Source organism: Pseudomonas sp. DWRC2-2 (assembly GCF_049897885.1).
Taxonomy (GTDB): Bacteria; Pseudomonadota; Gammaproteobacteria; order Pseudomonadales; family Pseudomonadaceae; genus Aquipseudomonas; species Aquipseudomonas azotoformans_A.
Genome location: NZ_JAFCXD010000002.1, coordinates 620115 through 642296, shown reverse-complemented (window position 1 = coordinate 642296; position 22182 = coordinate 620115). Strand labels below are relative to the sequence as shown.

Sequence of the window (22182 nt, the reverse complement as noted above, 5' to 3'; positions counted from 1 at the left end):
GACCTCAGAAGTGGATGACTGTACGAATGCTCTTACCTTCATGCATCAGGTCAAACGCTTTGTTGATGTCTTCCAGGCCCATGGTGTGGGTGATGAAGGTGTCCAGCGGGATCTCGCCGGTCTGGGCCATTTCCACGTAGCTTGGCAATTCGCTGCGGCCGCGCACGCCGCCGAAGGCCGAACCGCGCCAGACGCGACCGGTCACCAGTTGGAACGGACGGGTGGCGATTTCCTGGCCGGCACCGGCCACACCGATGATCACCGACTCCCCCCAACCTTTGTGGCAGCACTCAAGCGCGGCGCGCATCAGTTGTACGTTGCCGATGCATTCGAAGGAGAAGTCCACGCCGCCGTCGGTGAGGTCGACGATCACGTCCTGGATCGGGCGATCGTAGTCTTTCGGGTTGATGCAGTCGGTGGCGCCCAATTGCTTGGCGATCTCGAACTTGGCCGGGTTGATATCGATGGCGATGATGCGGCCGGCCTTGGCCTTGACCGCACCGATCACCGCTGACAGGCCGATACCGCCGAGGCCGAAGATGGCCACGGTGTCGCCCGGCTTGACCTTGGCCGTGTTGATCACTGCACCGATACCGGTGGTGACGCCACAGCCCAGCAGGCAGACTTTTTCCAACGGGGCTTCTTTAGGAATCTTAGCCACGGAAATTTCCGGCAGCACGGTGTACTCGGAGAAAGTCGAGGTGCCCATGTAGTGGAAAATCGGCTGGCCTTTGTAGGAGAAACGTGTGGTGCCGTCCGGCATCAGGCCTTTGCCCTGGGTGGAGCGAATGGCCTGGCACAGGTTGGTCTTACCCGACAGGCAGAATTTGCACTTGCCGCACTCCGGGGTGTACAGCGGGATCACGTGATCACCCACTGCAACGGACGTCACGCCCTCGCCGATCGCTTCGACCACCGCACCGCCCTCGTGACCGAGAATCGACGGGAAGATGCCTTCCGGATCAGCACCCGACAGCGTGTAGGCGTCGGTATGGCACACGCCCGAAGCGACTACGCGCAGCAACACTTCGCCAGCTTTGGGCATGGCGACATCTACTTCAACGATCTCAAGGGGCTTCTTGGCTTCGAAGGCTACGGCAGCACGGGACTTGATCATCCGGGTTTCTCCAGGCGGTTGAAAATTGAGACGGTGAGTGTAAAACATGGCTGACTGATGAATAATCCGGACAAAAGCAAAACTTTATTGCTGTACAGGGATAATCGTGATGTTGGAAAACCGCTGGGAAGGCATCGATGAGTTCGTTGCGGTCGCCGAATGCAGCCAGTTCACCGCGGCGGCGGAACGCCTGGGCGTGTCGTCGTCCCACATCAGCCGCCAAGTGGCGCGCCTGGAAGAACGCCTGCAAACGCGGCTGCTGTATCGCAGCACGCGCAAGGTGACCCTGACCGAAGCCGGCCAGACCTTTCTGCAACATTGTCAGCGCCTGCAGGACGGTCGCGAAGAAGCCTTGCGCGCGGTGGGCGACCTCACCAGCGAACCCAAGGGCATGTTGCGCATGACCTGCGCGGTGGCGTACGGCGAGCGTTTTATCGTGCCGCTGGTCACACGGTTCATGGCGCTCTATCCGCAGTTGCGTGTGGATATCGAGCTGAGCAACCGCCAGCTGGACCTGGTGCACGAAGGCCTCGACCTGGCGATCCGCCTGGGGCGTTTGCAGGATTCGCGCATGGTCGCCAGCCGACTGGCACCGAGGCGTATGTACTTGTGCGCGTCGCCGTCCTACCTGGCGCGGTATGGTCGGCCACATAGTTTGTCGGAATTGAGTCGGCATAACTGCTTGATCGGCAGCTCGGATATCTGGCAACTGGCCCAAGACGGGCGGGAGTTTTCCCAGCGGGTGCAGGGAAACTGGCGCTGCAACAGTGGGCAAGCGGTGCTGGACGCGGCGCTGCAGGGCGTGGGGTTATGCCAGTTGCCGGACTATTACGTGCTGGAGCACCTAAACAGTGGCGCGCTGGTGTCGTTGCTGGAAGCGCATCAGCCACCGAATACGGCGGTGTGGGCGTTGTATCCGCAGCAGCGGCATTTGTCGCCGAAGGTCAGGAAGTTGGTGGATTTCTTGAAAGCCGGGCTGGCTGAAAGGCCCGAGTATGGCGTGGCTTAACGTCGGTTCGCCCACCGCAACCGCAACCACTCCAGGTCTTCCGGCCGGGTCACCTTGATATTGTCCGAGCGCCCTTCGATCAGGCGCGGCGCCTGGCCGGACCACTCCATCGCCGACGCTTCGTCAGTGATGACGGCATCCGCCACCAGGCTGTCGGCCAATGCGCGGTGCAAGGCACCGAGGCGGAACATCTGCGGCGTGTAGGCTTGCCAGATCAGGCTGCGGTCGACGGTCTCAACCACACGTCCGTGCTTGTCGACGCGCTTGAGCGTATCGCGGGCCGGCACGGCCAGCAGGCCGCCGACCGGGTCGTGCGCCAGCTCAGCCAGCAGTTTGTCGAGGTCATCGCGACTCAGGTTCGGTCGTGCCGCATCATGCACCAGCACCCAATCGTCATCACTGGCACCCAGGGCATTCAGGTGCAACAGCGCATTGAGTACCGAGCCCGAACGCTCCGAGCCACCGTCCGCACGCTGGATACGCGGGTCAGCCGCACACGCCAGCGTCGGCCAATAAGGATCTTCAGGAGCAAGGCTGACCACCAGGCCTTTGAGCGATGGATGGTCGAGAAAACAGCCAAGGCTGTGTTCGAGAATAGTGCGCCCGCCCAACTGCAAGTATTGCTTGGGACGGTCCGCAGCCATACGGGCACCGACGCCCGCGGCAGGAATCACGGCCCAGAAGGCCGGCAAAACAGGGTTCATTGGGCCAACTGGTAGAGGGTTTCACCCTCCTTGACCATGCCCAATTCATGACGAGCCCGCTCTTCAACGGTCTCCGTGCCTTTTTTCAGCTCAAGCACTTCAGCATCGAGGACGCGGTTACGCTCCAGCAAGATCTCGTTTTCGGCGTGCTGTGCAGCAATTTGCTCAGTCAGGTCTTTTACCTGCGCAAAGCTGCCATTACCCACCCATAGGCGGTACTGCAGGCCAGCCAGCAACAAGAGCAAGACGAGGAACAACCAATTGGGACTGCGCATCGAATATCGGGTATCCAGTGAAAAAAGACAGCCATGCAAAACTTTTGAAGCAACTGATAGCACGAAGCCTGGAAGAACCAGGCTTGTGCTTGATAGCCATCAGATTAGCGTCGAAATACACACTGTCGTGAGTTTTCCGACGCAATCCGCTGACTTTTTACCACTTACTGATCAGCCGCGAAACTCGCCGCGACCGTTGTACTTGGCCTTGCCTGCCAGTTGCTCTTCGATACGCAGCAATTGGTTGTACTTGGAAACGCGGTCGGAACGGCACAGGGAACCGGTCTTGATCTGGCCCGCCGAGGTGCCCACAGCCAGGTCGGCAATGGTCGAATCTTCGGTTTCGCCGGAGCGGTGGGAAATCACGGCGGTGTAGCCCGCAGCCTTGGCCATCTGGATGGCTTCCAGGGTTTCGGTCAGGGTGCCGATCTGGTTGAACTTGATCAGGATCGAGTTGGCGATCTTTTTATCGATGCCTTCTTTCAGGATCTTGGTGTTGGTCACGAACAGGTCGTCGCCCACCAGTTGGATTTTCTCGCCGATCTTGTCGGTGAGGATTTTCCAGCCGTCCCAGTCGGACTCGTCCAGGCCATCTTCGATCGAGATGATCGGGTAGCGCTCGGTCAGGCCTTTCAGGTAGTCAGCGAAACCTTCGGAGTTGAACACCTGGCCTTCGCCGGAGAGGTTGTACTTGCCATCCTCAAAGAACTCGCTGGCCGCGCAGTCCAGGGCCAGGGTCACGTCGGTGCCGAGCTTGTAGCCAGCGTTGGCCACGGCTTCGGAGATCACTTTCAGTGCATCTTCGTTGGACGCCAGGTTCGGTGCGAACCCCCCTTCGTCACCTACCGCAGTGCTCAGGCCACGGGCCTTCAGCACAGCTTTGAGGTGATGAAAAATCTCGGTGCCCATGCGCAGGCCTTCGGAGAAGGACTTGGCGCCCACCGGCTGCACCATGAATTCCTGGATGTCGACGTTGTTATCAGCATGCTCGCCACCGTTGATGATGTTCATCATCGGCACCGGCATGGAGTAAACACCCGGCGTGCCGTTCAGGTTGGCGATGTGTGCGTACAGCGGCAGGTCCTGATCCTGGGCAGCGGCCTTGGCGGCGGCCAGGGACACGGCGAGGATGGCGTTGGCGCCCAGGCTGCCTTTGTTTTCGGTGCCGTCGAGCTTGATCATCGCGTGGTCCAGGGCTTTCTGGTCCAGCGGGTCCTTGCCCAGCAACAGGTCACGGATCGGGCCGTTGATGTTGGCTACAGCCTTGAGTACACCCTTGCCCAGGTAACGGCTCTTGTCGCCATCACGCAGTTCCAGCGCTTCGCGCGAACCGGTAGAAGCACCGGACGGCGCGCAGGCGCTGCCGATGATGCCGTTATCGAGAAGCACGTCGGCTTCGACGGTGGGGTTGCCACGGGAGTCGAGAACTTCACGACCTTTGATGTCGACGATTTTTGCCATTGTTGTAAACACTCCAAAGTTGACGAAAACGACGCAGCTGAAGGAAATCTTTTGACCGACCGCAAGGGTGGAACAACGAGGCAGGCTTGCAGACGACAAGGCTCAGGCCCGCAGACCTGAGCGTAAAGCGTGGGAAATTCTACCGGAGAAACGCGGCTTACGCGGTCTCTACCGTCGGAAAACTCTTGACCAGTTCGTCCAACTGCTTGAGCTGGGCCAGGAATGGCTCCAGCTTGTCCAGGCGCAGGGCGCATGGGCCGTCGCACTTGGCGTTATCCGGGTCCGGGTGGGCTTCAAGGAACAGGCCCGCCAGGGACTGGCTGATGCCAGCCTTGGCCAGGTCCAGCACCTGGGCACGGCGCCCACCCGCGGAATCGGCGCGACCACCGGGCATTTGCAGCGCGTGGGTCACGTCGAAGAACACCGGGTATTCGAACTGTTTCATGATGCCGAAACCGAGCATGTCCACCACGAGGTTGTTGTAGCCGAAGCTCGAACCGCGCTCGCAGAGGATCAACTGGTCGTTACCCGCTTCCACGCACTTGTTCAGGATGTGTTTCATCTCCTGGGGTGCGAGGAACTGGGCTTTCTTGATATTGATCACAGCGCCGGTCTTGGCCATCGCCACGACCAGGTCGGTCTGGCGCGACAGGAAGGCCGGCAACTGGATGATGTCGCACACCTCGGCGACCACGGCAGCCTGTTCAGGCTCGTGGACGTCGGTGATGATCGGCACGCCGAAGGCTTGCTTGATGTCCTGGAAGATCCGCATGCCTTCTTCAAGGCCTGGGCCGCGATAGGAGGTCACGGACGAACGGTTGGCCTTGTCGAAGCTGGCCTTGAACACGTAAGGGATACCGAGTTTCTCGGTAACCTTCACGTACTCTTCACAGACCTGCATCGCCATGTCGCGGCTTTCCAGCACGTTCATGCCGCCGAACAGCACCATGGGCTTGTCGTTGGCAATCTCGATGTCGCCGACGCGAATGATCTTCTGGGCCATCAGGGTTACGCCTTCTTCTGGTGTTGCGTCAGTGCGGCCTTGACGAAACCGCTGAACAACGGGTGACCGTCGCGCGGCGTCGAGGTGAACTCAGGGTGGAACTGGCACGCGACGAACCATGGATGATCCGGTGCTTCGACCACTTCAACCAGCGCGCCATCACCGGAGCGACCGGAGATTTTCAGGCCGGCTTCTTTGATTTGCGGCAGCAGGTTGTTGTTCACTTCGTAGCGGTGACGGTGACGCTCGACGATCACGTCCTTACCGTAGCAATCGTGAACCAGCGAGCCCGGCTCCAGCAAGCAGTCCTGCGCGCCGAGGCGCATGGTGCCGCCCAAGTCGGACGCTTCGGTACGGGTCTCGACCGCGCCGGTGGCATCTTCCCACTCGGTGATCAGGCCCACGACCGGGTGACCGCTCTTGCTGTCGAACTCGGTGGAGTTGGCGTCTTTCCAGCCCAGCACGTTACGGGCGAACTCGATGACGGCCACTTGCATGCCCAGGCAGATACCCAGGTACGGCACCTTGTTCTCGCGAGCATATTGAACAGCGGTGATCTTGCCTTCCACGCCACGCAGGCCGAAACCGCCGGGAACGAGGATCGCGTCCACACCTTCGAGCAAGGCAGTGCCTTGGTTCTCGATGTCTTCAGAGTCGATGTAGCGCAGGTTGACCTTGGTACGGTTGCTGATACCGGCGTGGCTCATCGCTTCGATCAGCGACTTGTACGCGTCCAGCAGTTCCATGTACTTGCCGACCATCGCGATGGTGACTTCGTGCTCAGGGTTGAGCTTGGCGTCGACCACGGCTTCCCACTCGGACAGGTCCGCACCGTTGCATTGCAGGCCGAAACGCTCGACCACAAAATCGTCCAGGCCTTGCGAATGCAGGATGCCCGGGATCTTGTAGATGGTGTCGGCGTCTTCCAGCGCGATCACCGCACGCTCTTCAACGTTGGTGAATTGCGCGATCTTGCGACGCGAGGAAATGTCGATCGGGTGATCGGAGCGGCACACCAGCACGTCCGGCTGCAGGCCGATGGAACGCAGTTCCTTGACCGAATGCTGGGTAGGCTTGGTTTTGGTTTCGCCGGCGGTGGCGATATACGGCACCAACGTCAGGTGCATCAGCATCGCGCGCTTGGCGCCGACTTCGAAACGCAGCTGGCGGATGGCTTCGAGGAATGGTTGCGACTCGATGTCACCGACGGTGCCACCGATCTCGACCATGGCCACGTCGGCATCGCCTGCACCCTTGATGATGCGGCGCTTGATTTCGTCGGTGATGTGCGGGATCACCTGGATGGTTGCACCCAGGTAGTCACCACGGCGCTCCTTGCGCAGCACGTGCTCGTAGACACGGCCGGTGGTGAAGTTGTTGTTCTGGGTCATGGTCGTGCGGATGAACCGCTCGTAGTGGCCCAAGTCCAGGTCGGTCTCGGCGCCGTCGTGGGTGACGAACACTTCACCGTGCTGGAACGGGCTCATGGTGCCCGGGTCAACGTTGATGTACGGGTCCAGCTTGAGCATGGTGACCTTAAGTCCCCGCGCCTCCAGGATGGCCGCCAATGAAGCCGATGCGATGCCTTTCCCCAATGAAGAAACAACACCGCCCGTGACGAATATGTAGCGCGTCATGAAAAACCCTAGAAGTCTGCGTTAAAGCGGTCCGAGCCGCCGGGGAAAGCGAAGGAAGGCCGAAGCCCCCGATCACCTGCATTAATCACAGTGCACCTTTCAAAAAAACCGCCGCGTGGTGACAGACCAGCAATGAAACACCGGTACGTTGATCGCTACACATTTTTTGGAATCGCCCAGCAAAGACTGCTTGGTAATCGGCAACTCCTGCGATTCAAACGAATCCACAGAAGTTGTATCAAGAAGGGAGCGTAGTCTACCGGAAAGGCTCTATCAGCTCAAACCTTGATCGCAGGTCTGTGGCATCCAATGTAATTGCCACTCATCGCTCGGTGCCGACCAGAGTCCCGCAAGGCTGGGCGCACCCAGCAATTGCTCGCCTTGGTACAGCAGCGGCAATCTGCCACGGACGCAGCCCGGCAGGCCACTTTCGTTAAGCAGGCGCTTCAAGTCGCGCCGACCTCGGCCGGGCACAGCAAAGATTTCGCCGCCCTGGCGGTAGCGGATCGTCAATAGGCCTCCGGGCACCCTGCCCGTCAGTTTCACCTGACCATTGCCGGGTAACTCTAGTGGGTTTTGCGGATCGGGCCAGCTCACCGTTGCGTCGGAAAATTCCGACCAAGTGGAGGGCAGCCACCAGATACGTTCACCGCTGCGCTGCATATCACCGTCCGCCAGCCGCCACAGGGGCTGTGCGTCGCCCTTGGCATCACGCAAGGAATGCCAACTGGCCCAGTGGTCGCTGTCGGGTAGACGGGTCAGAGGAGTTAGCCAGTGACGTAGGGCGTTGCGTTGGCGGGCATTGGAAAGCTCGCGCAACGGCGTAAGCGACAGGGACGGCAAGTGCAACCAGGGAAACGGCGAAGGCTGATTGGCCGCTTGCAGGTCCATCTGTGCCAACTCATCCAACAGGGCCTGGGCCTCATTGAGGTGCTCGGCAGTCCGCGCCAGGTTTGAGTTAGCCTGCGGCCAGCGCTCCACCAGTACTGGAAGCACGCGGTGGCGCAGGTAATTACGGGAGAACCGCGAGTCCGCGTTCGAAGGATCTTCAATCCATGTGAGCTGGTGCGCCTCGGCATAGGCTTCCAGCTCTGCACGCGGGACATCCAACAAGGGCCGTACAAGGTAGCCTGCCGCCAGCGGGCGCTGTACCGGCATTGCCGCCAGCCCGCGCACACCTGCCCCACGCAGCAGACGGAACAACAAGGTTTCTGCCTGATCGTCGCGATGCTGGCCCGTCAGTAGCACCTCCCCTGCTCCGGTCACCTCGGTAAACACCTGGTAACGCGCGTCACGGGCAGCACGCTCAAGACTGGCGCCGGGTTGCACCTGCACACGCATCACGCGCAACGGCACGCCCAGGCTGTCGCATGTCGACTGACAGTGAGCGGGCCATGCATCAGCTGCAGCTTGTAGACCATGATGAACATGCACCGCACTGAGGGGCGGGAGCGATTCGGTGTTGGCCAAATTGGCGAGGAGGTGCAGCAGGACGGTGGAATCAAGGCCACCCGAGAATGCGATGTGCCAGGCCGGGGCATTGCGCCAGGGTGACAGAACTTGCAAGAGTTTGGCGGCTAAGGAAGGCTTCATGAAAAATACCGCCATCTATCTGGAATGCAATGACTCAGCATACACAAAGCAAATGTGGGAGCGGGCTTGCTCGCGAATGCAGAGTGTCAGTCACTGAAAGGTCGACTGATCCACCGCATTCGCGAGCAAGCCCGCTCCCACACTGGGTCCTGCGTAGTCTTACAGACCGTAGCTCATCAAACGCTCATAACGACGGGCCAGCAGCGCTTCGTTATCCAGCTTCTTGAGCATCGCCAGCTGCGAACCCAGTTCAGCACGGATCGTCGCGGCGGCAGCAGCCGGGTCGCGGTGGGCGCCGCCCAAAGGCTCGGCGATGACTTTATCCACGATACCCAAACCTTTGAGGCGATCAGCGGTGATACCCATGGCTTCGGCAGCGTCCGGCGCTTTTTCGGCGGTTTTCCACAGGATCGAGGCGCAACCTTCCGGCGAAATCACCGCGTAGGTCGAATACTGCAGCATGTTCAACTGGTCGCAGACACCAATAGCCAGTGCGCCGCCGGAACCACCTTCACCAATCACGGTGGCGATGATCGGGGTTTTCAGGCGGGCCATGACGCGCAGGTTCCAGGCGATCGCTTCGCTCTGGTTGCGCTCTTCAGCGTCGATACCTGGGTAGGCACCCGGGGTGTCGATGAAGGTCAGGATCGGCATCTTGAAGCGTTCGGCCATTTCCATCAGGCGGCACGCCTTGCGGTAGCCTTCAGGACGCGGCATGCCGAAGTTGCGGCGAACCTTCTCACGCACTTCACGGCCTTTCTGGTGACCGATCACCATCACCGGCTGGTCGTCCAGGCGAGCGATACCGCCTACGATGGCCGCGTCGTCGGAGAAGTGGCGGTCGCCGTGCAATTCGTCGAACTCGGTGAAAATGTGCTGAATGTAGTCCAGGGTGTACGGACGGCGCGGGTGGCGAGCCAGGCGCGCGATCTGCCAGCTGGTCAGCTTGCCGAAGATGTCTTCGGTGAGCGTGCTGCTCTTGTCTTGCAGGCGAGCGATTTCATCGCCGATATTCAGCGAATTGTCATTGCCGACCAGGCGCAGCTCTTCGATCTTGGCTTGCAGGTCAGCGATCGGCTGTTCGAAATCAAGAAAATTCGGGTTCATAAGCGTCCGTCTTGGGTCGACGGCCAGGGCGTGCCTGGCCAGCCGGTTGTCTATTCGCGCCCTACCTTAAGGGAGAGGCGCGTTTAGGTCGAGATTAAATGTTCAGTCGAGATCAGGCTATGCAGGACTGCCTGACCGTCAACGGTATTGGAGGAAGACGTTGTCACGGCCGAACTGGTCACGCAATGCTTGAATCAAGCCATCAGCCGGATCAATTCGCCAGGTCTCGCCAAACTGCAGCATGGCCTTGGCGTCACTGCCGGTGTACTCCATGGTCACCGGGCACGCGCCACGGTGGCGCTTGAGCAAATCACCCAACCAGCGTAGCTGATCGCCCTTGAGCGCTTCGGTTTTCACCTTCAAGCGCAGGCTTTCGGCCAAGTTGGTGCGCGCATCTTCCATGCTCATCACCCGCTTGATCCGCAGGCGCAGGCCACCGGAGAAGTCATCGTTGCTGACCTCCCCCTCCACCACCACCATGGCATCGGTCTGCAACAGCGACTGTGCGGAGTGGAAGGCATCGGCAAACAGCGAGGCTTCGATGCGCCCCGAACGGTCATCGAGGGTGATGAAGCCCATCTTGTCGCCCTTTTTATTCTTCATCACCCGCAAGGCGATGATCATGCCTGCGACGGTCTGGGTATCCCGCGCAGGTTTCAGGTCGATGATGCGCTGACGGGCGAAACGGCGGATCTCACCCTCGTATTCATCAATCGGGTGACCGGTAAGGTACAGGCCCAAGGTGTCTTTCTCACCCTTGAGGCGCTCCTTGAGAGTCAGCTCCTTGGCCTTGCGGTGGTTAGCGTACACATCCGCGTCTTCTTCGACGAACAACCCGCCAAACAGGTCGGCATGGCCGCTGTCATGGGTGCGGGCGGTCTGTTCGGCAGCCTTGATCGCTTCTTCCATGGCGGTGAGCAGCACCGCACGGTTGCGGTCGATATTCGCCTGGTAAGCCTTGGGCTCATCATGGAAATACGGGCCGAGACGGTCGAGTGCGCCGCTGCGGATCAGGCCATCGAGAGTACGCTTGTTAATGCGCTTGAGGTCAACCCGCGCGCAGAAGTCGAACAGGTCGGCGAACGGCCCACTCTGACGCGCTTCAACGATAGCTTCCACCGGGCTTTCGCCCACGCCTTTGATCGCGCCCAGGCCATAAATGATGCGGCCTTCGTCGTTCACCGTGAACTTGAACTCCGAGGCGTTCACGTCCGGCGCATCGAGGCGCAGCTTCATGGTGCGCACTTCTTCGATCAAGGTCACGACCTTGTCGGTGTTGTGCATATCCGCCGAGAGTACCGCGGCCATGAACGGCGCCGGGTAGTGGGCCTTCAGCCAGGCAGTCTGGTACGACACCAGGCCGTAGGCGGCGGAGTGGGATTTGTTGAAGCCATAACCGGCGAATTTTTCCACCAGGTCGAAAATGTTACCCGCGAGGTCCGCGTCGATATTGTTGGTTGCACAACCCTCAATGAAACCGCCACGCTGCTTGGCCATTTCCTCGGGTTTTTTCTTACCCATGGCGCGACGCAGCATGTCCGCGCCGCCGAGGGTGTAACCGGCCATGACCTGGGCGATCTGCATCACCTGTTCCTGATACAGGATGATGCCGTAGGTCGGCGCCAATACCGGCTTGAGGCCTTCGTACTGGTAGTCAGAGTGCGGATACGCCAGCTCGGCGCGGCCGTGCTTACGGTTGATGAAGTCGTCCACCATGCCCGATTGCAGCGGGCCCGGACGGAACAGGGCCACCAGTGCGATCAAGTCTTCCAGGCAGTCGGGCTTGAGCTTTTTGATCAGCTCTTTCATGCCCCGCGACTCAAGCTGGAACACCGCCGTGGTCTCGGCTTTTTGCAGCAAGGTGTAGGTCGGTTTGTCGTCCAGCGGGATAAACGCGATATCCAGCGGCGCTTCGTTGACCTTGGCGCGGTCACGGTTGATGGTCTTGAGCGCCCAGTCGATGATCGTCAGGGTTCGCAGGCCAAGGAAGTCGAACTTCACCAGGCCGGCCGCCTCCACATCGTCCTTGTCGAACTGGGTTACCAGGCCGTCGCCTTCTTCGTCGCAATAGATCGGCGAAAAGTCGGTGAGTTTTGTAGGCGCAATCACTACACCGCCGGCGTGTTTACCGACGTTACGTACCACGCCTTCGAGCTTGCGCGCCATGTCCCAGATTTCGGCGGCTTCTTCGTCGACCTTGATGAAGTCGCGCAGGATTTCTTCCTGCTCGTAGGCTTTTTCCAGGGTCATGCCGACTTCGAACGGGATCATCTTCGACAGACGGTCCGCCAAGCCGTAAGACTTGCCCTGCACCCGCGCCACGTCACGGATTACAGCCTTCGCCGCCATGGAACCGAAGGTGATGATCTGGCTCACCGCATTGCGACCGTATTTCTCGGCCACGTATTCGATCACGCGGTCACGGCCGTCCATGCAGAAGTCGACGTCGAAGTCGGGCATGGAAACCCGTTCCGGGTTCAGGAAGCGTTCGAACAGCAGGTCATATTCCAGCGGGTCGAGGTCGGTAATCTTCTGTACGTAAGCCACCAGCGAACCGGCACCCGACCCCCGGCCCGGACCTACCGGCACGCCGTTGCTTTTGGCCCACTGGATAAAGTCCATTACGATCAGGAAGTAACCGGGGAACCCCATCTGGATGATGATATCCAGCTCGAAATTCAGCCGGTCGACGTAGACCTGGCGCTTGGCGTCGTAATCTTCGGTAGTGTCCTTGGGCAGCAGGACGCTGAGCCGCTCCTCGAGGCCGTCGAACGAGACTTTGCGGAAGTACTCGTCGATGGTCATGCCATCCGGAATCGGGAAGTTGGGCAGGAAGTGCTTGCCCAGCTTGACTTCGATGTTGCAACGCTTGGCAATTTCGACGGAGTTTTCCAGGGCCTCGGGCAGGTCGCTGAACAACTCGGCCATCTCGTCGGCGCTTTTGAGGTACTGCTCTTCGCTGTAGTTCTTCGAGCGACGCGGGTCGTCCAAAGCCCGACCTTCACCGATGCACACGCGGGTTTCGTGGGCCTCGAAATCTTCCTTCTTGATGAAGCGCACATCGTTGGTGGCAACCAGCGGCGCGCCCAGCTTGTCAGCCAGGGCCACGGCGGCGTGCAGGTGCTCTTCGTCGTTGGGGCGATTGGTGCGCTGGACTTCCAGGTAGAAACGGTCAGGAAAGACCTGCATCCACTCCTTGGCCAAGACTTCGGCTTCCTGCGGATTGCCGCCCAACAGCGCGATACCGATCTCGCCCTCTTTGGCGGCCGACAGCATGATCAAGCCTTCGCTGGCCTCGGCGACCCATTCGCGCTCGATGATGATCGAGCCATTGCGCTGGCCGTCGATAAAACCACGGGAAATCAGTTCGGTGAGGTTGCGGTAACCCACGCCGTTCATCGCCAACAGGCTGATGCGGCTCAGCGGGTTATCCGGATCTTTGTTGGACAGCCATAGATCGGCGCCGCAGATCGGCTTGATGCCGGCGCCCATGGCGTTCTTGTAGAACTTGACCAGGGAACACATGTTGTTCTGATCGGTCACCGCGACCGCAGGCATGTTCATGCCCACCAGGGTTTTGACCAGCGGTTTGATCCGTACCAGGCCGTCGACCAGGGAGTATTCAGTGTGCAGGCGTAGGTGAACGAATGAAGCCGGCATAGTGATCTCTTATACGTGGAAAACAACAAGGCCCGGATTGTACCGGGCCTTGAGCAAAACATCAGCCTTGCGACTAGACCTCGTTGAGGCTCTCGCGCAGCTCGTAGGCCTGGCGAACCGGGGCGAACGAGCGGCGATGGATCGGCGTCGGACCCAGGCGAGCCAGGGCTTCCAGATGAACGGGCGTCGGATAGCCTTTATGCCCGCCAATGCCGTAGCCGGGGTAGATCAATTCGAACGCGGCCATTTCACGATCACGGCTGACTTTGGCCAGGATCGAAGCGGCTGCGATGGCAGGCACCTTGCTGTCGCCCTTCACCACCGCCTCAGAAGGCATGGCCAGCTTGGGGCAACGGTTACCGTCGATCATCGCCATTTTTGGCGTGATGTGCAGGCCTTCAACCGCACGCTGCATCGCGAGCATGGTGGCGTGGAGAATGTTCAGCTCGTCGATTTCTTCGACTTCGGCCCGGGCGATGTGCCAGCTCAAGGCTTTTTCGATGATCTCATCGTAGAGCTTTTCACGGCGTGCCTCGGTGAGTTTCTTCGAGTCGTTGAGGCCGAGGATCGGGCGGTTCGGATCGAGGATTACCGCCGCCGTGACCACGGCACCGCACAAAGGCCCACGCCCGACTTCGTCGACACCGGCGACCAGCTCGTGGGCTTCGGCAACCAGGCTGAAATCCAGGCCTATTTGCGTGTTCATACGCTTTCCTTTTTCTGGCCGATCAAGGTCAGCACGGCGTCGGCTGCCTGGTTCGAGGCATCGCGGCGCAATATGCGATGGATGTCGTCAAAACCACGGGTCTGTTCTTCGCCGCCGTCGATCAACGGTAGCAGCGTTTGCGCAAGGGCCTCAGGCGTCGCATCGTCCTGCAACAACTCCGGTACCAACAGGCGCTGCGCCAGCAGATTGGGCAGGGAGATATAAGGGCTTTTGACCATGCGCTTGAGAATCCAGAAGGTCAGCGGCGCCAAGCGGTAGGCCACCACCATCGGACGCTTGTAGAGCAAGGCCTCCAGAGTGGCAGTGCCGGAGGCAATCAGCACCGCATCACAGGCTGCCAGGGCCAGGTGCGACTGGCCGTCGAGCAGGGTCAACGACAGGTTGCGGCCTTCCAGCAGCGTCTCGATCTGCGCGCGACGTTGCGGGCTCGCGCAGGGCAGTACGAAACGCACGCCTGGCTTCAAGGCTTGCAGACGCTCGGCAGCATCAAAAAAAACCGAGGCCAGGCGGCCAACTTCGCCACCACGACTGCCAGGCATCAGCGCGACCAACGGGCCGTCGGGCAAGCCCAGTTCGGCACGCGCGGCGGCGCGGTCAGCCTGCAACGGAATCGTGTCGGCCAGGGTATGTCCGACAAACCTTACCGGTACGCCCTTCTCTTCGTAGAACCGCGCCTCGAACGGCAGCAACGTCAGCATCAGGTCACAGCCTTCACGGATCTTGAGCACGCGCTTCTGCCGCCACGCCCACACGGACGGGCTGACGTAGTGCACGGTCTTGATGCCGGCCTGACGTAATTTGAGTTCGATATTGAGCGTGAAATCCGGCGCATCGATGCCGATGAACACGTCGGGCTTTTCTTCGATCAGGGTCTGGATCAGCAGCTTGCGACGGGCCAACAGCTCACGCAGGCGACCCAGCACTTCGACCAGCCCCATGACCGACAAACGCTCCATAGGGAAGTAGGACGTGAGCCCTTCAGCCTGCATCAGTGGACCGCCGACGCCAATGAATTCAACCGCCGGATGCTGGGCCTTGAGGGCCCGCATAAGACCTGCGCCCAAAATGTCGCCGGAAGCTTCCCCGGCCACCAGCGCGATACGCAGATTGGCCATGATCAGCGGGTGATGCCGCGGGTCGACGCCTGGATCGAGTCACGGAACACCGCGACTTCCGGGAACAACGCTGCCGGCTCGACCAGTTGGGTCAACGCCTGGTCAACCGTGAGCCCCTGGCGGTAAACCACCTTGTAGGCTCGGCGCAGGGCGTGGATGGCGTCTTCGCTGAAACCACGACGGCGCATGCCTTCGAAGTTCATGCTGCGCGCTTCGGCCGGGTTGCCGAATACCGTGACAAATGCCGGAACGTCCTTGCCAATGGCGGTGCCCATGCCGGAAAAGCTGTGGGCGCCAATATGGCAGTACTGATGGACCAGGGTGAACCCGGACAGGATCGCCCAATCGTCAACGTGCACATGCCCGGCCAACGCGGTGTTGTTGACCAGGATGCAGTGGTTGCCGATGACGCTGTCGTGACCGATGTGCGCGTAGGCCATCACCAGGTTGTGATCACCCAGGGTGGTCTCGGCCCGATCCTGAACGGTACCACGGTGAATGGTCACGCCTTCACGGATGATGTTGTGGTCACCGATTACCAGGCGTGTTTCTTCCCCCTTGTACTTCATGTCCGGGGTGTCCTCGCCTATCGACGAGAACTGGTAGATGCGATTGTGTTTGCCAATGCGGGTCGGACCTTTGAGGATCACGTGCGGCCCGATGACAGTCCCCTCGCCGATTTCCACACCTGCGCCGATGATCGACCAGGGGCCGACCTCAACGTCGGCGGCCAGAACGGCCGACGGATCGATGATTGCGCGAGGGTCAATCAAACTCATAGTTTGCGTTCCGCACAGATGATCTCGGCGGAGCACACCGGCTTGCCGTCCACCGAGGCCTGGCATTCGAACTTCCAGATCTGGCGCTTGCAGCTGATGAACTTGGCTTCCAGGATCAACTGGTCACCCGGGGTCACCGGGTTGCGGAAACGCAACTTGTCGGAGCCCACGAAATAGTAAAGCGTGCCGTCGGCAGGCTTGAGGTCGAGCATTTTGAAACCAAGGATACCGGCAGCCTGGGCCATCGCTTCGATGATCAACACGCCCGGCATGATGGGATGCGCAGGAAAGTGACCGTTGAAGAACGGTTCGTTGATGCTGACATTCTTGTAGGCACGAATGCGCTTTTCCTCGATGTTGAGGTCCACTACGCGATCCACCAGCAGGAACGGGTAACGGTGAGGCAGGTATTCGCGAATCTCGTTGATGTCCATCATTTCGGGGGGAAGCCTGTAATAAAGATTGGGGGCGGGCGAACTAAACGCACGCCCCGCTAGCAAATCAAGGAGGCAGTCTAGCGGCTGTGCACACTTGATATGGAAATGGTATCAGCCTTCTGATGAAGCATTACCGCCAGGGGTCACGTCCCCAACACGCTTTTCCAGCTGTTTGAGACGTCGAGCCATGTCGTCGAGCTGCCTCAACCGCGCTGCACTCTTGCGCCATTCAGCCGCAGGCTGCATGGCGGTACCGGAAGAATAGGCCCCTGGCTCGGTGATCGAGTGGGTGACCATGGTCATGCCGGTGATGAAGACGTTGTCGCAAATATCGATATGCCCTACCAGCCCGACGCCACCGGCGAGCATGCAATGCTTGCCGATCTTGGTGCTGCCGGAGATACCCACGCAGGCCGCCATGGCGGTGTGATCGCCAATCTGCACGTTATGGGCGATCTGGATCTGGTTGTCGAGCTTCACGCCGTTGCCAATCACGGTATCGGCCAGGGCCCCGCGATCGACAGCCGTGTTCACGCCGATTTCCACGTCGTCGCCGATCAATACACCGCCGACCTGGGCGATCTTGTTCCAAATGCCCTTGGCGTTGGCAAAGCCGAAGCCTTCACCGCCAATCACGGCACCCGACTGGATGACTACACGCTCACCGATACGCACGTCGTGGTACAGGGTCACGCGCGGCGCCAGCCAACCGCCAGCGCCGATTTCGCAGCGCGCGCCGATAAAGCAGTGGGCACCGACTGTGACATCGGATGCGATGCGTGCCCCACTCTCGATCACCGCAAAGGCACCGATGCTGGCCGCAGGATCAACCTGGGCATCCTCGGCAATGACTGCAGACGGATGAATACCGGCGGCAGCCTTGGGCTTCGGATCGAACAGATGCGACACCCGCGCATAAGCCAGGTACGGGTCAGGCACCACCAGCGCATCCCCGGTAAACCCTTCGGCGTCAGCGGCTTTCAGCAACACGGCTGCAGCTTGGCTGTCGACCAGGTATTTACGGTATTGGGGGTTTGCGAGGAAGCTCAACTGAGCTGGGCCAGCCTCCTGCAAGGTGGCTAGCCCAGTGATTTCTTTCTCCGGGGAACCACGCAAGGTGGCCCCCAGGAACTCGGCCAACTCGCCGAGCTTGATAGTCGCGGTCATGGCTTACTTCAGCTGGTTCATGCGCTCGATCACCTGACGGGTGATGTCGTATTGAGGCTTGACGTCGATCACAGCGCCACGCTCGAACACTAGGTCAAAGGCACCTTTCTTGATGACTTCTTCCACAGCGCTGTCGAGTTTCGGCTTCAGTTGTTTCAGCATTTCACGGTCAGCAACGGCCTTGGCTTCGTTCAGTTCTTTTGACTGGAACTGATAGTCACGGGCCTTTTGCTTGAATTCAAGCTCCAGACGCTCGCGCTCGCCTTGCTGCATCTTGTCGCCACCGGCAACCAGACGATCCTGGATACCTTTGGCGCTGCTTTCAAGGGTCTTGAGCTTGGTCAGTTGTGGGCCGAATTTTTTCTCGGCATCCACGGCATAACGCTTGGCCGCATCGGATTCCAGCAGGGCCATCTGATAGTTCAGGACGGCGATTTTCATTTCGGCGAAGGCCGGGGTCGCTACCAGCACGGTTGCCAGCAGAACCAATTGAGTCAACTTACGCACGATGCACTCCTACAGAATCCGTTGTCGTTATCTTGGGTCAGACGCTTAGAACGTCTGGCCGAGGGAGAATTGGAAAATCTGGGTCTCAGCGTTATCCGGCTTCTTGATCGGCATGGCCAGAGCAAAGCTCAATGGGCCCAGCGCGGTCACCCAGGTCACACCTACACCCACGGAGCTTGCCAGGTTGCTCAGGCTCACATCGTTGCACTGGGTGTTGGACTTCACGCCGCTCGGGTTACGGATCTGCTCGCACTTGGAGTCGAACACGTTACCCACGTCCCAGAAGACCGAAGTCCGCAGGGAACGCTGATCTTTGACGAACGGCAGCGGGAACAGGATCTCTGCACCACCCTGGATCAACACGTTACCACCGAACGGCAGCGGATCGTCGTCGGAGTCCACTACAGTGCCCTGGTTACCGGTTACGCCAACACCACGGCTTGGCGTACCACGTGGGCCCAAGGTGCTGTCTTTGAAACCACGTACGGAGTTGAAGCCACCCGCGTAGTAGTTCTCGTAGAACGGTAGACCATTGGTGGAGCCATAACCATCGCCGTAGCCCAGCTCAGTGTGCAGGCGCATGGTGTAGTTGTCGCTCAACGGCGTGAACAATTGACCACGGTAGTCGAGTTTGAAGAACGACAGGTCGCTGCCCGGCGTGGTGGTTTCCAGGGTCAGGCTCTGGGAGTGACCACGGGTTGCCAGTACACCTTTGTTCAGCGTCGACTCGGACCAGCCGGCAGACGCCTTGAAGTTCAGGAACTTGTCGCCTTCACGACGGGTAAAGTCGAAAATCTCGTCCACGGTGTACACACCGGTCTTGATCTCATCCTGTTGCGCGGTCAAACCGAACGTCAGACGCGAAGTCTCGCTGATCGGGTAACCGATGTTCACACCGGCGCCGAGGCTGTCGATCGCATAGCTTGCAACGTCAACGTCGAGGTCTTTGTAGTCGGTGGTGCGGTAGAAGGCGTTGTAGCCCAGGCTCACACCGTCAGCAGTCCAGTAGGGGTCGGTATAACCGAAGTTGTATCGGCTCTGGTATTCGCTTCGGGTCAGGCCGATGGACACACGGTTACCGGTACCCAGGAAGTTGTTCTGGGTGATCGAACCACCGAGGATCAGGCCGGCACTCTGTGCGAAGCCGACGCTGGCGGTGATGGAACCCGATGCTTGCTCTTCCACGGCGTAGTTCACGTCAACCTGGTCATCTACACCCGGAACGGCCGGGGTTTCGACGTTGACTTCCTTGAAGAAGCCCAGGCGCTCAAGACGGGTCTTGGACTGGTCGATCAGGTAAGTCGACGCCCAGCCACCTTCCATCTGACGCATTTCACGACGCAGCACTTCGTCCGCAGACTTGGTGTTGCCACGGAAGTTGATACGGTTCACGTAGGCACGCTTGCCTGGATCGACCACAAAGGTGATGTCCACGGTGTGGTCATCATCATGGGGCGTCGGCACGCCGTTGACGTTGGCGAAGGTATAGCCTTCGTTACCCAGGCGACGGGTGATCAGCTCGGAAGTGGTGGTCATCAGCTTGCGCGAGAACACTTGGTCCTTCTGCACCAGCAACAGCGCCTTGACCTGGTCTTCAGGCACTTTCAGGTCGCCGCTCAGCTTCACGTCACGAACCTTGTACTTCTCGCCTTCGTTGACGTTGACGGTGATGTAGACGTGCTTCTTGTCCGGGGTGATGGACACCTGGGTCGAAGCGATATCCATGTTGATATAGCCACGGTCCAGGTAGTAGGAACGCAGGCGCTCCAGGTCACCGGACAGCTTTTCGCGGGCGTACTTGTCATCGTTCTTGAAGAACGACAACCAGTTGGTGGTCTTGAGTTCGAACAGGTCGATCAGGTCATCATCAGCGAACTTGGTGTTACCCACCACGTTGATGTGCTGGATCGCCGCCACGGTGCCTTCGTTGATATTGACCTTGAGGCCAACACGGTTACGAGGCTGTGGCACCACTTCCGTTTCCACGGTTGCGGAGTAGCGACCCTGGGCAACGTACTGACGTTGCAGCTCGTTACGCACACCTTCGAGGGTGGCGCGCTGGAAGATCTCGCCTTCGGCCAGGCCGGATTGCTTGAGACCTTTCATCAGGTCTTCAGTAGAGATCGCCTTGTTGCCTTCGATCTCGATACTGGCGACGGAAGGTCGCTCGACCACGGTGATGACCAGGACGTTGCCTTCGCGACCCAGTTGGATGTCTTGAAAGAAACCGGTTTTGAACAGCGCACGAGTGGATTCCACCAGGCGACGGTCATCAGCCTGTTCACCGACGTTCAACGGTAATGCACCAAAGACGCTACCCGCGGAAACCCGCTGGAGGCCGTTGACGCGAATATCGGAGATGGTGAAGGACTCGGCGTGAACTTCGGCGATCATCAATACGGTGAGAACCGCAGTTAGCAGCAGACGTTTCATGAAGTCCTTTCTTATTCCAACTGGCAATAAACAAACTGCCGCAAAATGCGGCAGATTCGCAATTCAGCGAAGCGTTACAGTCGACCCAGATCGTTGACCAAGGCTAATAACATCACCCCGACCACCAAACTGATACCGATCTGTATCCCCCAACCCTGCACCCGATCCGACAAGGGGCGACCACGCACCCACTCGACCAGATAAAACAACAGATGCCCCCCATCCAGTACAGGAATGGGCAACAAATTCAGAACACCCAGGCTAATACTCAGATAAGCCAGGAAATTCAGGAAATCCGCGACACCCGACTGGGCAGAAGCGCCCGCCACTTTAGCAATGGTTATCGGTCCACTCAAGTTTTTTACCGAGAGCTCGCCGAACAACATTTTCTTGAGGGATTCCAGGGTCAGCACACTCATGGTCCAAGTGCGTTTTGCACCTTCACCAATCGCTGCCAACGGCCCGTAGCTCACCTCGCGCACCATCGATGGCGGCCAGTCGACAGCCTTGACCCCGGCACCCAGGTAACCCCCGGCAGCCTTGGCTTCCCCACGGACCGACAAGGTCACCGGGACGTCGATTTGAGCACCGTCGCGCTCAACTTTCAGCACAATTTTAGTATCAGGACGTACACGAACCAGATCGACCACCTGCTGCCAGTCACCCAGCACCTGCCCGTCAAGGGCCAACAGGCGATCACCGGTTTTCAGGCCGGCAGCCTGGGCCGGACCTTTCGGGTCCAGCTCAGCGAGGACCGGCGGCAAGGCCGGACGCCATGGGCGTATGCCCAGAGACTTGATCGGATCAGGCTCATCGGCGCCCTTGAGCCAATGATCGAGGGCCAGCTCACGCGGGGTTTCGCTGGTGGAATCCTGCTCGCGCACCACCACATTGACGATGCCGCTTTCACCGAGGCGACGCACCAACTGCAAATTGACCGCGCCCCAGCCCGTGGTGGGTTCGCCATCAATGGAAACAATTTCCTGCCCGGCAACCAATCCAGCCTTGGCGGCAATACTGTCCGACTCGACCGCGCCAATGACCGGACGCACCTGCTGGCTGCCCAGCATGGCCAACACCCAGAAGAACACCATCGCCAACAGGAAGTTGGCGATCGGGCCGGCGGCGACAATGGCGATACGCTGACGAACGGTCTTGCGATTGAAAGACTGATCCAACTGATCTGCCGGCACTTCGCCTTCGCGCTCATCGAGCATCTTGACGTAGCCACCCAGCGGGATGGCCGCAATCACAAACTCGGTGCCACGACGGTCGTGCCAACGCACCAGCGGCATACCGAAACCGACGGAAAAGCGCAGTACCTTGACGCCGCAACGACGCGCCACCCAGAAGTGGCCGAATTCGTGGAAGGTAACCAGCACACCCAGAGCAACCAGGGTGCCGACAATCATGTAAAGCGCACTCATCTAATTTCTCCGCATTCCAATCCA

18 protein-coding genes are annotated in these 22182 nt (G+C 59.6%); 1 reads left to right on the top strand and 17 read right to left on the bottom strand.

Features of this window, described 5'->3' with window-relative positions; all coding sequences use genetic code 11:
* Nucleotides 1-4: 4 nt before the first annotated feature.
* On the bottom strand, nucleotides 5-1117 hold the full coding sequence (locus tag ACP7EW_RS11500) for an S-(hydroxymethyl)glutathione dehydrogenase/class III alcohol dehydrogenase (RefSeq protein ID WP_010212435.1): 1113 nt from the start codon (nucleotides 1115-1117) through the stop codon (nucleotides 5-7).
* A gap of 109 nt (nucleotides 1118-1226) precedes the next feature.
* On the opposite strand from ACP7EW_RS11500, the gene ACP7EW_RS11495 reads away from it, so the two are divergent.
* A complete protein-coding gene (locus tag ACP7EW_RS11495) occupies nucleotides 1227-2126 on the top strand; it encodes a LysR substrate-binding domain-containing protein (RefSeq protein ID WP_133074427.1) in 900 nt (299 codons plus the stop codon).
* Here the strand turns inward: ACP7EW_RS11495 and ispD are convergent.
* The 16 genes from ispD to rseP all read right to left on the bottom strand — a co-directional run bounded on the left by ispD (nucleotide 2123) and on the right by rseP (nucleotide 22158).
* Nucleotides 2123-2830 (bottom strand): 2-C-methyl-D-erythritol 4-phosphate cytidylyltransferase, encoded by a 708-nt coding sequence (gene ispD / locus ACP7EW_RS11490; protein ID WP_426217103.1) that lies wholly within the window; start codon nucleotides 2828-2830, stop codon nucleotides 2123-2125. The two genes, ACP7EW_RS11495 and ispD, sit on opposite strands and share 4 nt — an antisense overlap.
* A complete protein-coding gene (gene ftsB, locus ACP7EW_RS11485) occupies nucleotides 2827-3105 on the bottom strand; it encodes a cell division protein FtsB (protein ID WP_003231201.1) in 279 nt (92 codons plus the stop codon). Before ftsB ends, ispD begins: the two co-directional genes overlap by 4 nt.
* A 171-nt stretch (nucleotides 3106-3276) precedes the next feature.
* Nucleotides 3277-4566, bottom strand: a complete 1290-nt coding sequence (eno, locus tag ACP7EW_RS11480; RefSeq protein WP_016976873.1) for a phosphopyruvate hydratase — start codon at nucleotides 4564-4566, stop codon at nucleotides 3277-3279.
* Between the two features lie 157 nt (nucleotides 4567-4723).
* Nucleotides 4724-5569: a 3-deoxy-8-phosphooctulonate synthase gene (kdsA, locus tag ACP7EW_RS11475; RefSeq protein ID WP_010212442.1), complete on the bottom strand. Its 846-nt coding sequence runs from the start codon at nucleotides 5567-5569 to the stop codon at nucleotides 4724-4726.
* Nucleotides 5570-5574: 5 nt separating this feature from the next.
* Nucleotides 5575-7206, bottom strand: coding sequence for a CTP synthase (locus ACP7EW_RS11470; protein WP_010212443.1), 1632 nt, complete (start codon nucleotides 7204-7206; stop codon nucleotides 5575-5577).
* 273 nt (nucleotides 7207-7479) lie between these two features.
* Nucleotides 7480-8799, bottom strand: a complete 1320-nt coding sequence (gene tilS / locus ACP7EW_RS11465) for a tRNA lysidine(34) synthetase TilS (protein ID WP_426217101.1) — start codon at nucleotides 8797-8799, stop codon at nucleotides 7480-7482.
* Nucleotides 8800-8958: 159 nt separating this feature from the next.
* Nucleotides 8959-9906 (bottom strand): acetyl-CoA carboxylase carboxyltransferase subunit alpha, encoded by a 948-nt coding sequence (locus ACP7EW_RS11460; RefSeq protein ID WP_016976871.1) that lies wholly within the window; start codon nucleotides 9904-9906, stop codon nucleotides 8959-8961.
* Between the two features lie 138 nt (nucleotides 9907-10044).
* The gene (gene dnaE / locus ACP7EW_RS11455; RefSeq protein WP_122724655.1) at nucleotides 10045-13566 is read right to left on the bottom strand and encodes a DNA polymerase III subunit alpha; all 3522 of its coding nucleotides are present in this window, start codon (nucleotides 13564-13566) and stop codon (nucleotides 10045-10047) included.
* Nucleotides 13567-13639: 73 nt separating this feature from the next.
* The gene (rnhB, locus tag ACP7EW_RS11450; RefSeq protein ID WP_133074432.1) at nucleotides 13640-14272 is read right to left on the bottom strand and encodes a ribonuclease HII; all 633 of its coding nucleotides are present in this window, start codon (nucleotides 14270-14272) and stop codon (nucleotides 13640-13642) included.
* Entirely contained in the window at nucleotides 14269-15408 is a 1140-nt protein-coding gene (lpxB, locus tag ACP7EW_RS11445; protein WP_426217098.1) for a lipid-A-disaccharide synthase, read from the bottom strand. Before lpxB ends, rnhB begins: the two co-directional genes overlap by 4 nt.
* A gap of 2 nt (nucleotides 15409-15410) precedes the next feature.
* On the bottom strand, nucleotides 15411-16187 hold the full coding sequence (gene lpxA, locus ACP7EW_RS11440; protein WP_033902786.1) for an acyl-ACP--UDP-N-acetylglucosamine O-acyltransferase: 777 nt from the start codon (nucleotides 16185-16187) through the stop codon (nucleotides 15411-15413).
* Nucleotides 16184-16624 (bottom strand): 3-hydroxyacyl-ACP dehydratase FabZ, encoded by a 441-nt coding sequence (gene fabZ, locus ACP7EW_RS11435; protein WP_016976866.1) that lies wholly within the window; start codon nucleotides 16622-16624, stop codon nucleotides 16184-16186. The genes lpxA and fabZ overlap by 4 nt, the downstream gene beginning before the upstream one ends.
* A 111-nt stretch (nucleotides 16625-16735) precedes the next feature.
* Nucleotides 16736-17791: a UDP-3-O-(3-hydroxymyristoyl)glucosamine N-acyltransferase gene (gene lpxD, locus ACP7EW_RS11430; RefSeq protein ID WP_426217096.1), complete on the bottom strand. Its 1056-nt coding sequence runs from the start codon at nucleotides 17789-17791 to the stop codon at nucleotides 16736-16738.
* Between the two features lie 3 nt (nucleotides 17792-17794).
* Nucleotides 17795-18298, bottom strand: coding sequence for an OmpH family outer membrane protein (locus tag ACP7EW_RS11425; protein WP_033902788.1), 504 nt, complete (start codon nucleotides 18296-18298; stop codon nucleotides 17795-17797).
* A gap of 45 nt (nucleotides 18299-18343) precedes the next feature.
* A complete protein-coding gene (gene bamA / locus ACP7EW_RS11420; protein WP_038849191.1) occupies nucleotides 18344-20731 on the bottom strand; it encodes an outer membrane protein assembly factor BamA in 2388 nt (795 codons plus the stop codon).
* 74 nt (nucleotides 20732-20805) lie between these two features.
* The gene (rseP, locus tag ACP7EW_RS11415; RefSeq protein WP_033902790.1) at nucleotides 20806-22158 is read right to left on the bottom strand and encodes a sigma E protease regulator RseP; all 1353 of its coding nucleotides are present in this window, start codon (nucleotides 22156-22158) and stop codon (nucleotides 20806-20808) included.
* Between the last annotated feature and the right edge of the window lie 24 nt (nucleotides 22159-22182).

Excerpts from the sequence above, each read along its gene's own strand:
- ACP7EW_RS11500 (WP_010212435.1), bottom strand. The coding sequence starts at position 1,117 with ATGATCAAGTCCCGTGCTGCCGTAGCCTTCGAAGCCAAGAAGCCCCTT.
- ACP7EW_RS11495 (WP_133074427.1), top strand. The coding sequence starts at position 1,227 with ATGTTGGAAAACCGCTGGGAAGGCATCGATGAGTTCGTTGCGGTCGCC.
- ispD (WP_426217103.1), bottom strand. The coding sequence starts at position 2,830 with ATGAACCCTGTTTTGCCGGCCTTCTGGGCCGTGATTCCTGCCGCGGGC.
- ftsB (WP_003231201.1), bottom strand. The coding sequence starts at position 3,105 with ATGCGCAGTCCCAATTGGTTGTTCCTCGTCTTGCTCTTGTTGCTGGCT.
- eno (WP_016976873.1), bottom strand. The coding sequence starts at position 4,566 with ATGGCAAAAATCGTCGACATCAAAGGTCGTGAAGTTCTCGACTCCCGT.
- kdsA (WP_010212442.1), bottom strand. The coding sequence starts at position 5,569 with ATGGCCCAGAAGATCATTCGCGTCGGCGACATCGAGATTGCCAACGAC.
- ACP7EW_RS11470 (WP_010212443.1), bottom strand. The coding sequence starts at position 7,206 with ATGACGCGCTACATATTCGTCACGGGCGGTGTTGTTTCTTCATTGGGG.
- tilS (WP_426217101.1), bottom strand. The coding sequence starts at position 8,799 with ATGAAGCCTTCCTTAGCCGCCAAACTCTTGCAAGTTCTGTCACCCTGG.
- ACP7EW_RS11460 (WP_016976871.1), bottom strand. The coding sequence starts at position 9,906 with ATGAACCCGAATTTTCTTGATTTCGAACAGCCGATCGCTGACCTGCAA.
- dnaE (WP_122724655.1), bottom strand. The coding sequence starts at position 13,566 with ATGCCGGCTTCATTCGTTCACCTACGCCTGCACACTGAATACTCCCTG.
- rnhB (WP_133074432.1), bottom strand. The coding sequence starts at position 14,272 with ATGAACACGCAAATAGGCCTGGATTTCAGCCTGGTTGCCGAAGCCCAC.
- lpxB (WP_426217098.1), bottom strand. The coding sequence starts at position 15,408 with ATGGCCAATCTGCGTATCGCGCTGGTGGCCGGGGAAGCTTCCGGCGAC.
- lpxA (WP_033902786.1), bottom strand. The coding sequence starts at position 16,187 with ATGAGTTTGATTGACCCTCGCGCAATCATCGATCCGTCGGCCGTTCTG.
- fabZ (WP_016976866.1), bottom strand. The coding sequence starts at position 16,624 with ATGATGGACATCAACGAGATTCGCGAATACCTGCCTCACCGTTACCCG.
- lpxD (WP_426217096.1), bottom strand. The coding sequence starts at position 17,791 with ATGACCGCGACTATCAAGCTCGGCGAGTTGGCCGAGTTCCTGGGGGCC.
- bamA (WP_038849191.1), bottom strand. The coding sequence starts at position 20,731 with ATGAAACGTCTGCTGCTAACTGCGGTTCTCACCGTATTGATGATCGCC.
- rseP (WP_033902790.1), bottom strand. The coding sequence starts at position 22,158 with ATGAGTGCGCTTTACATGATTGTCGGCACCCTGGTTGCTCTGGGTGTG.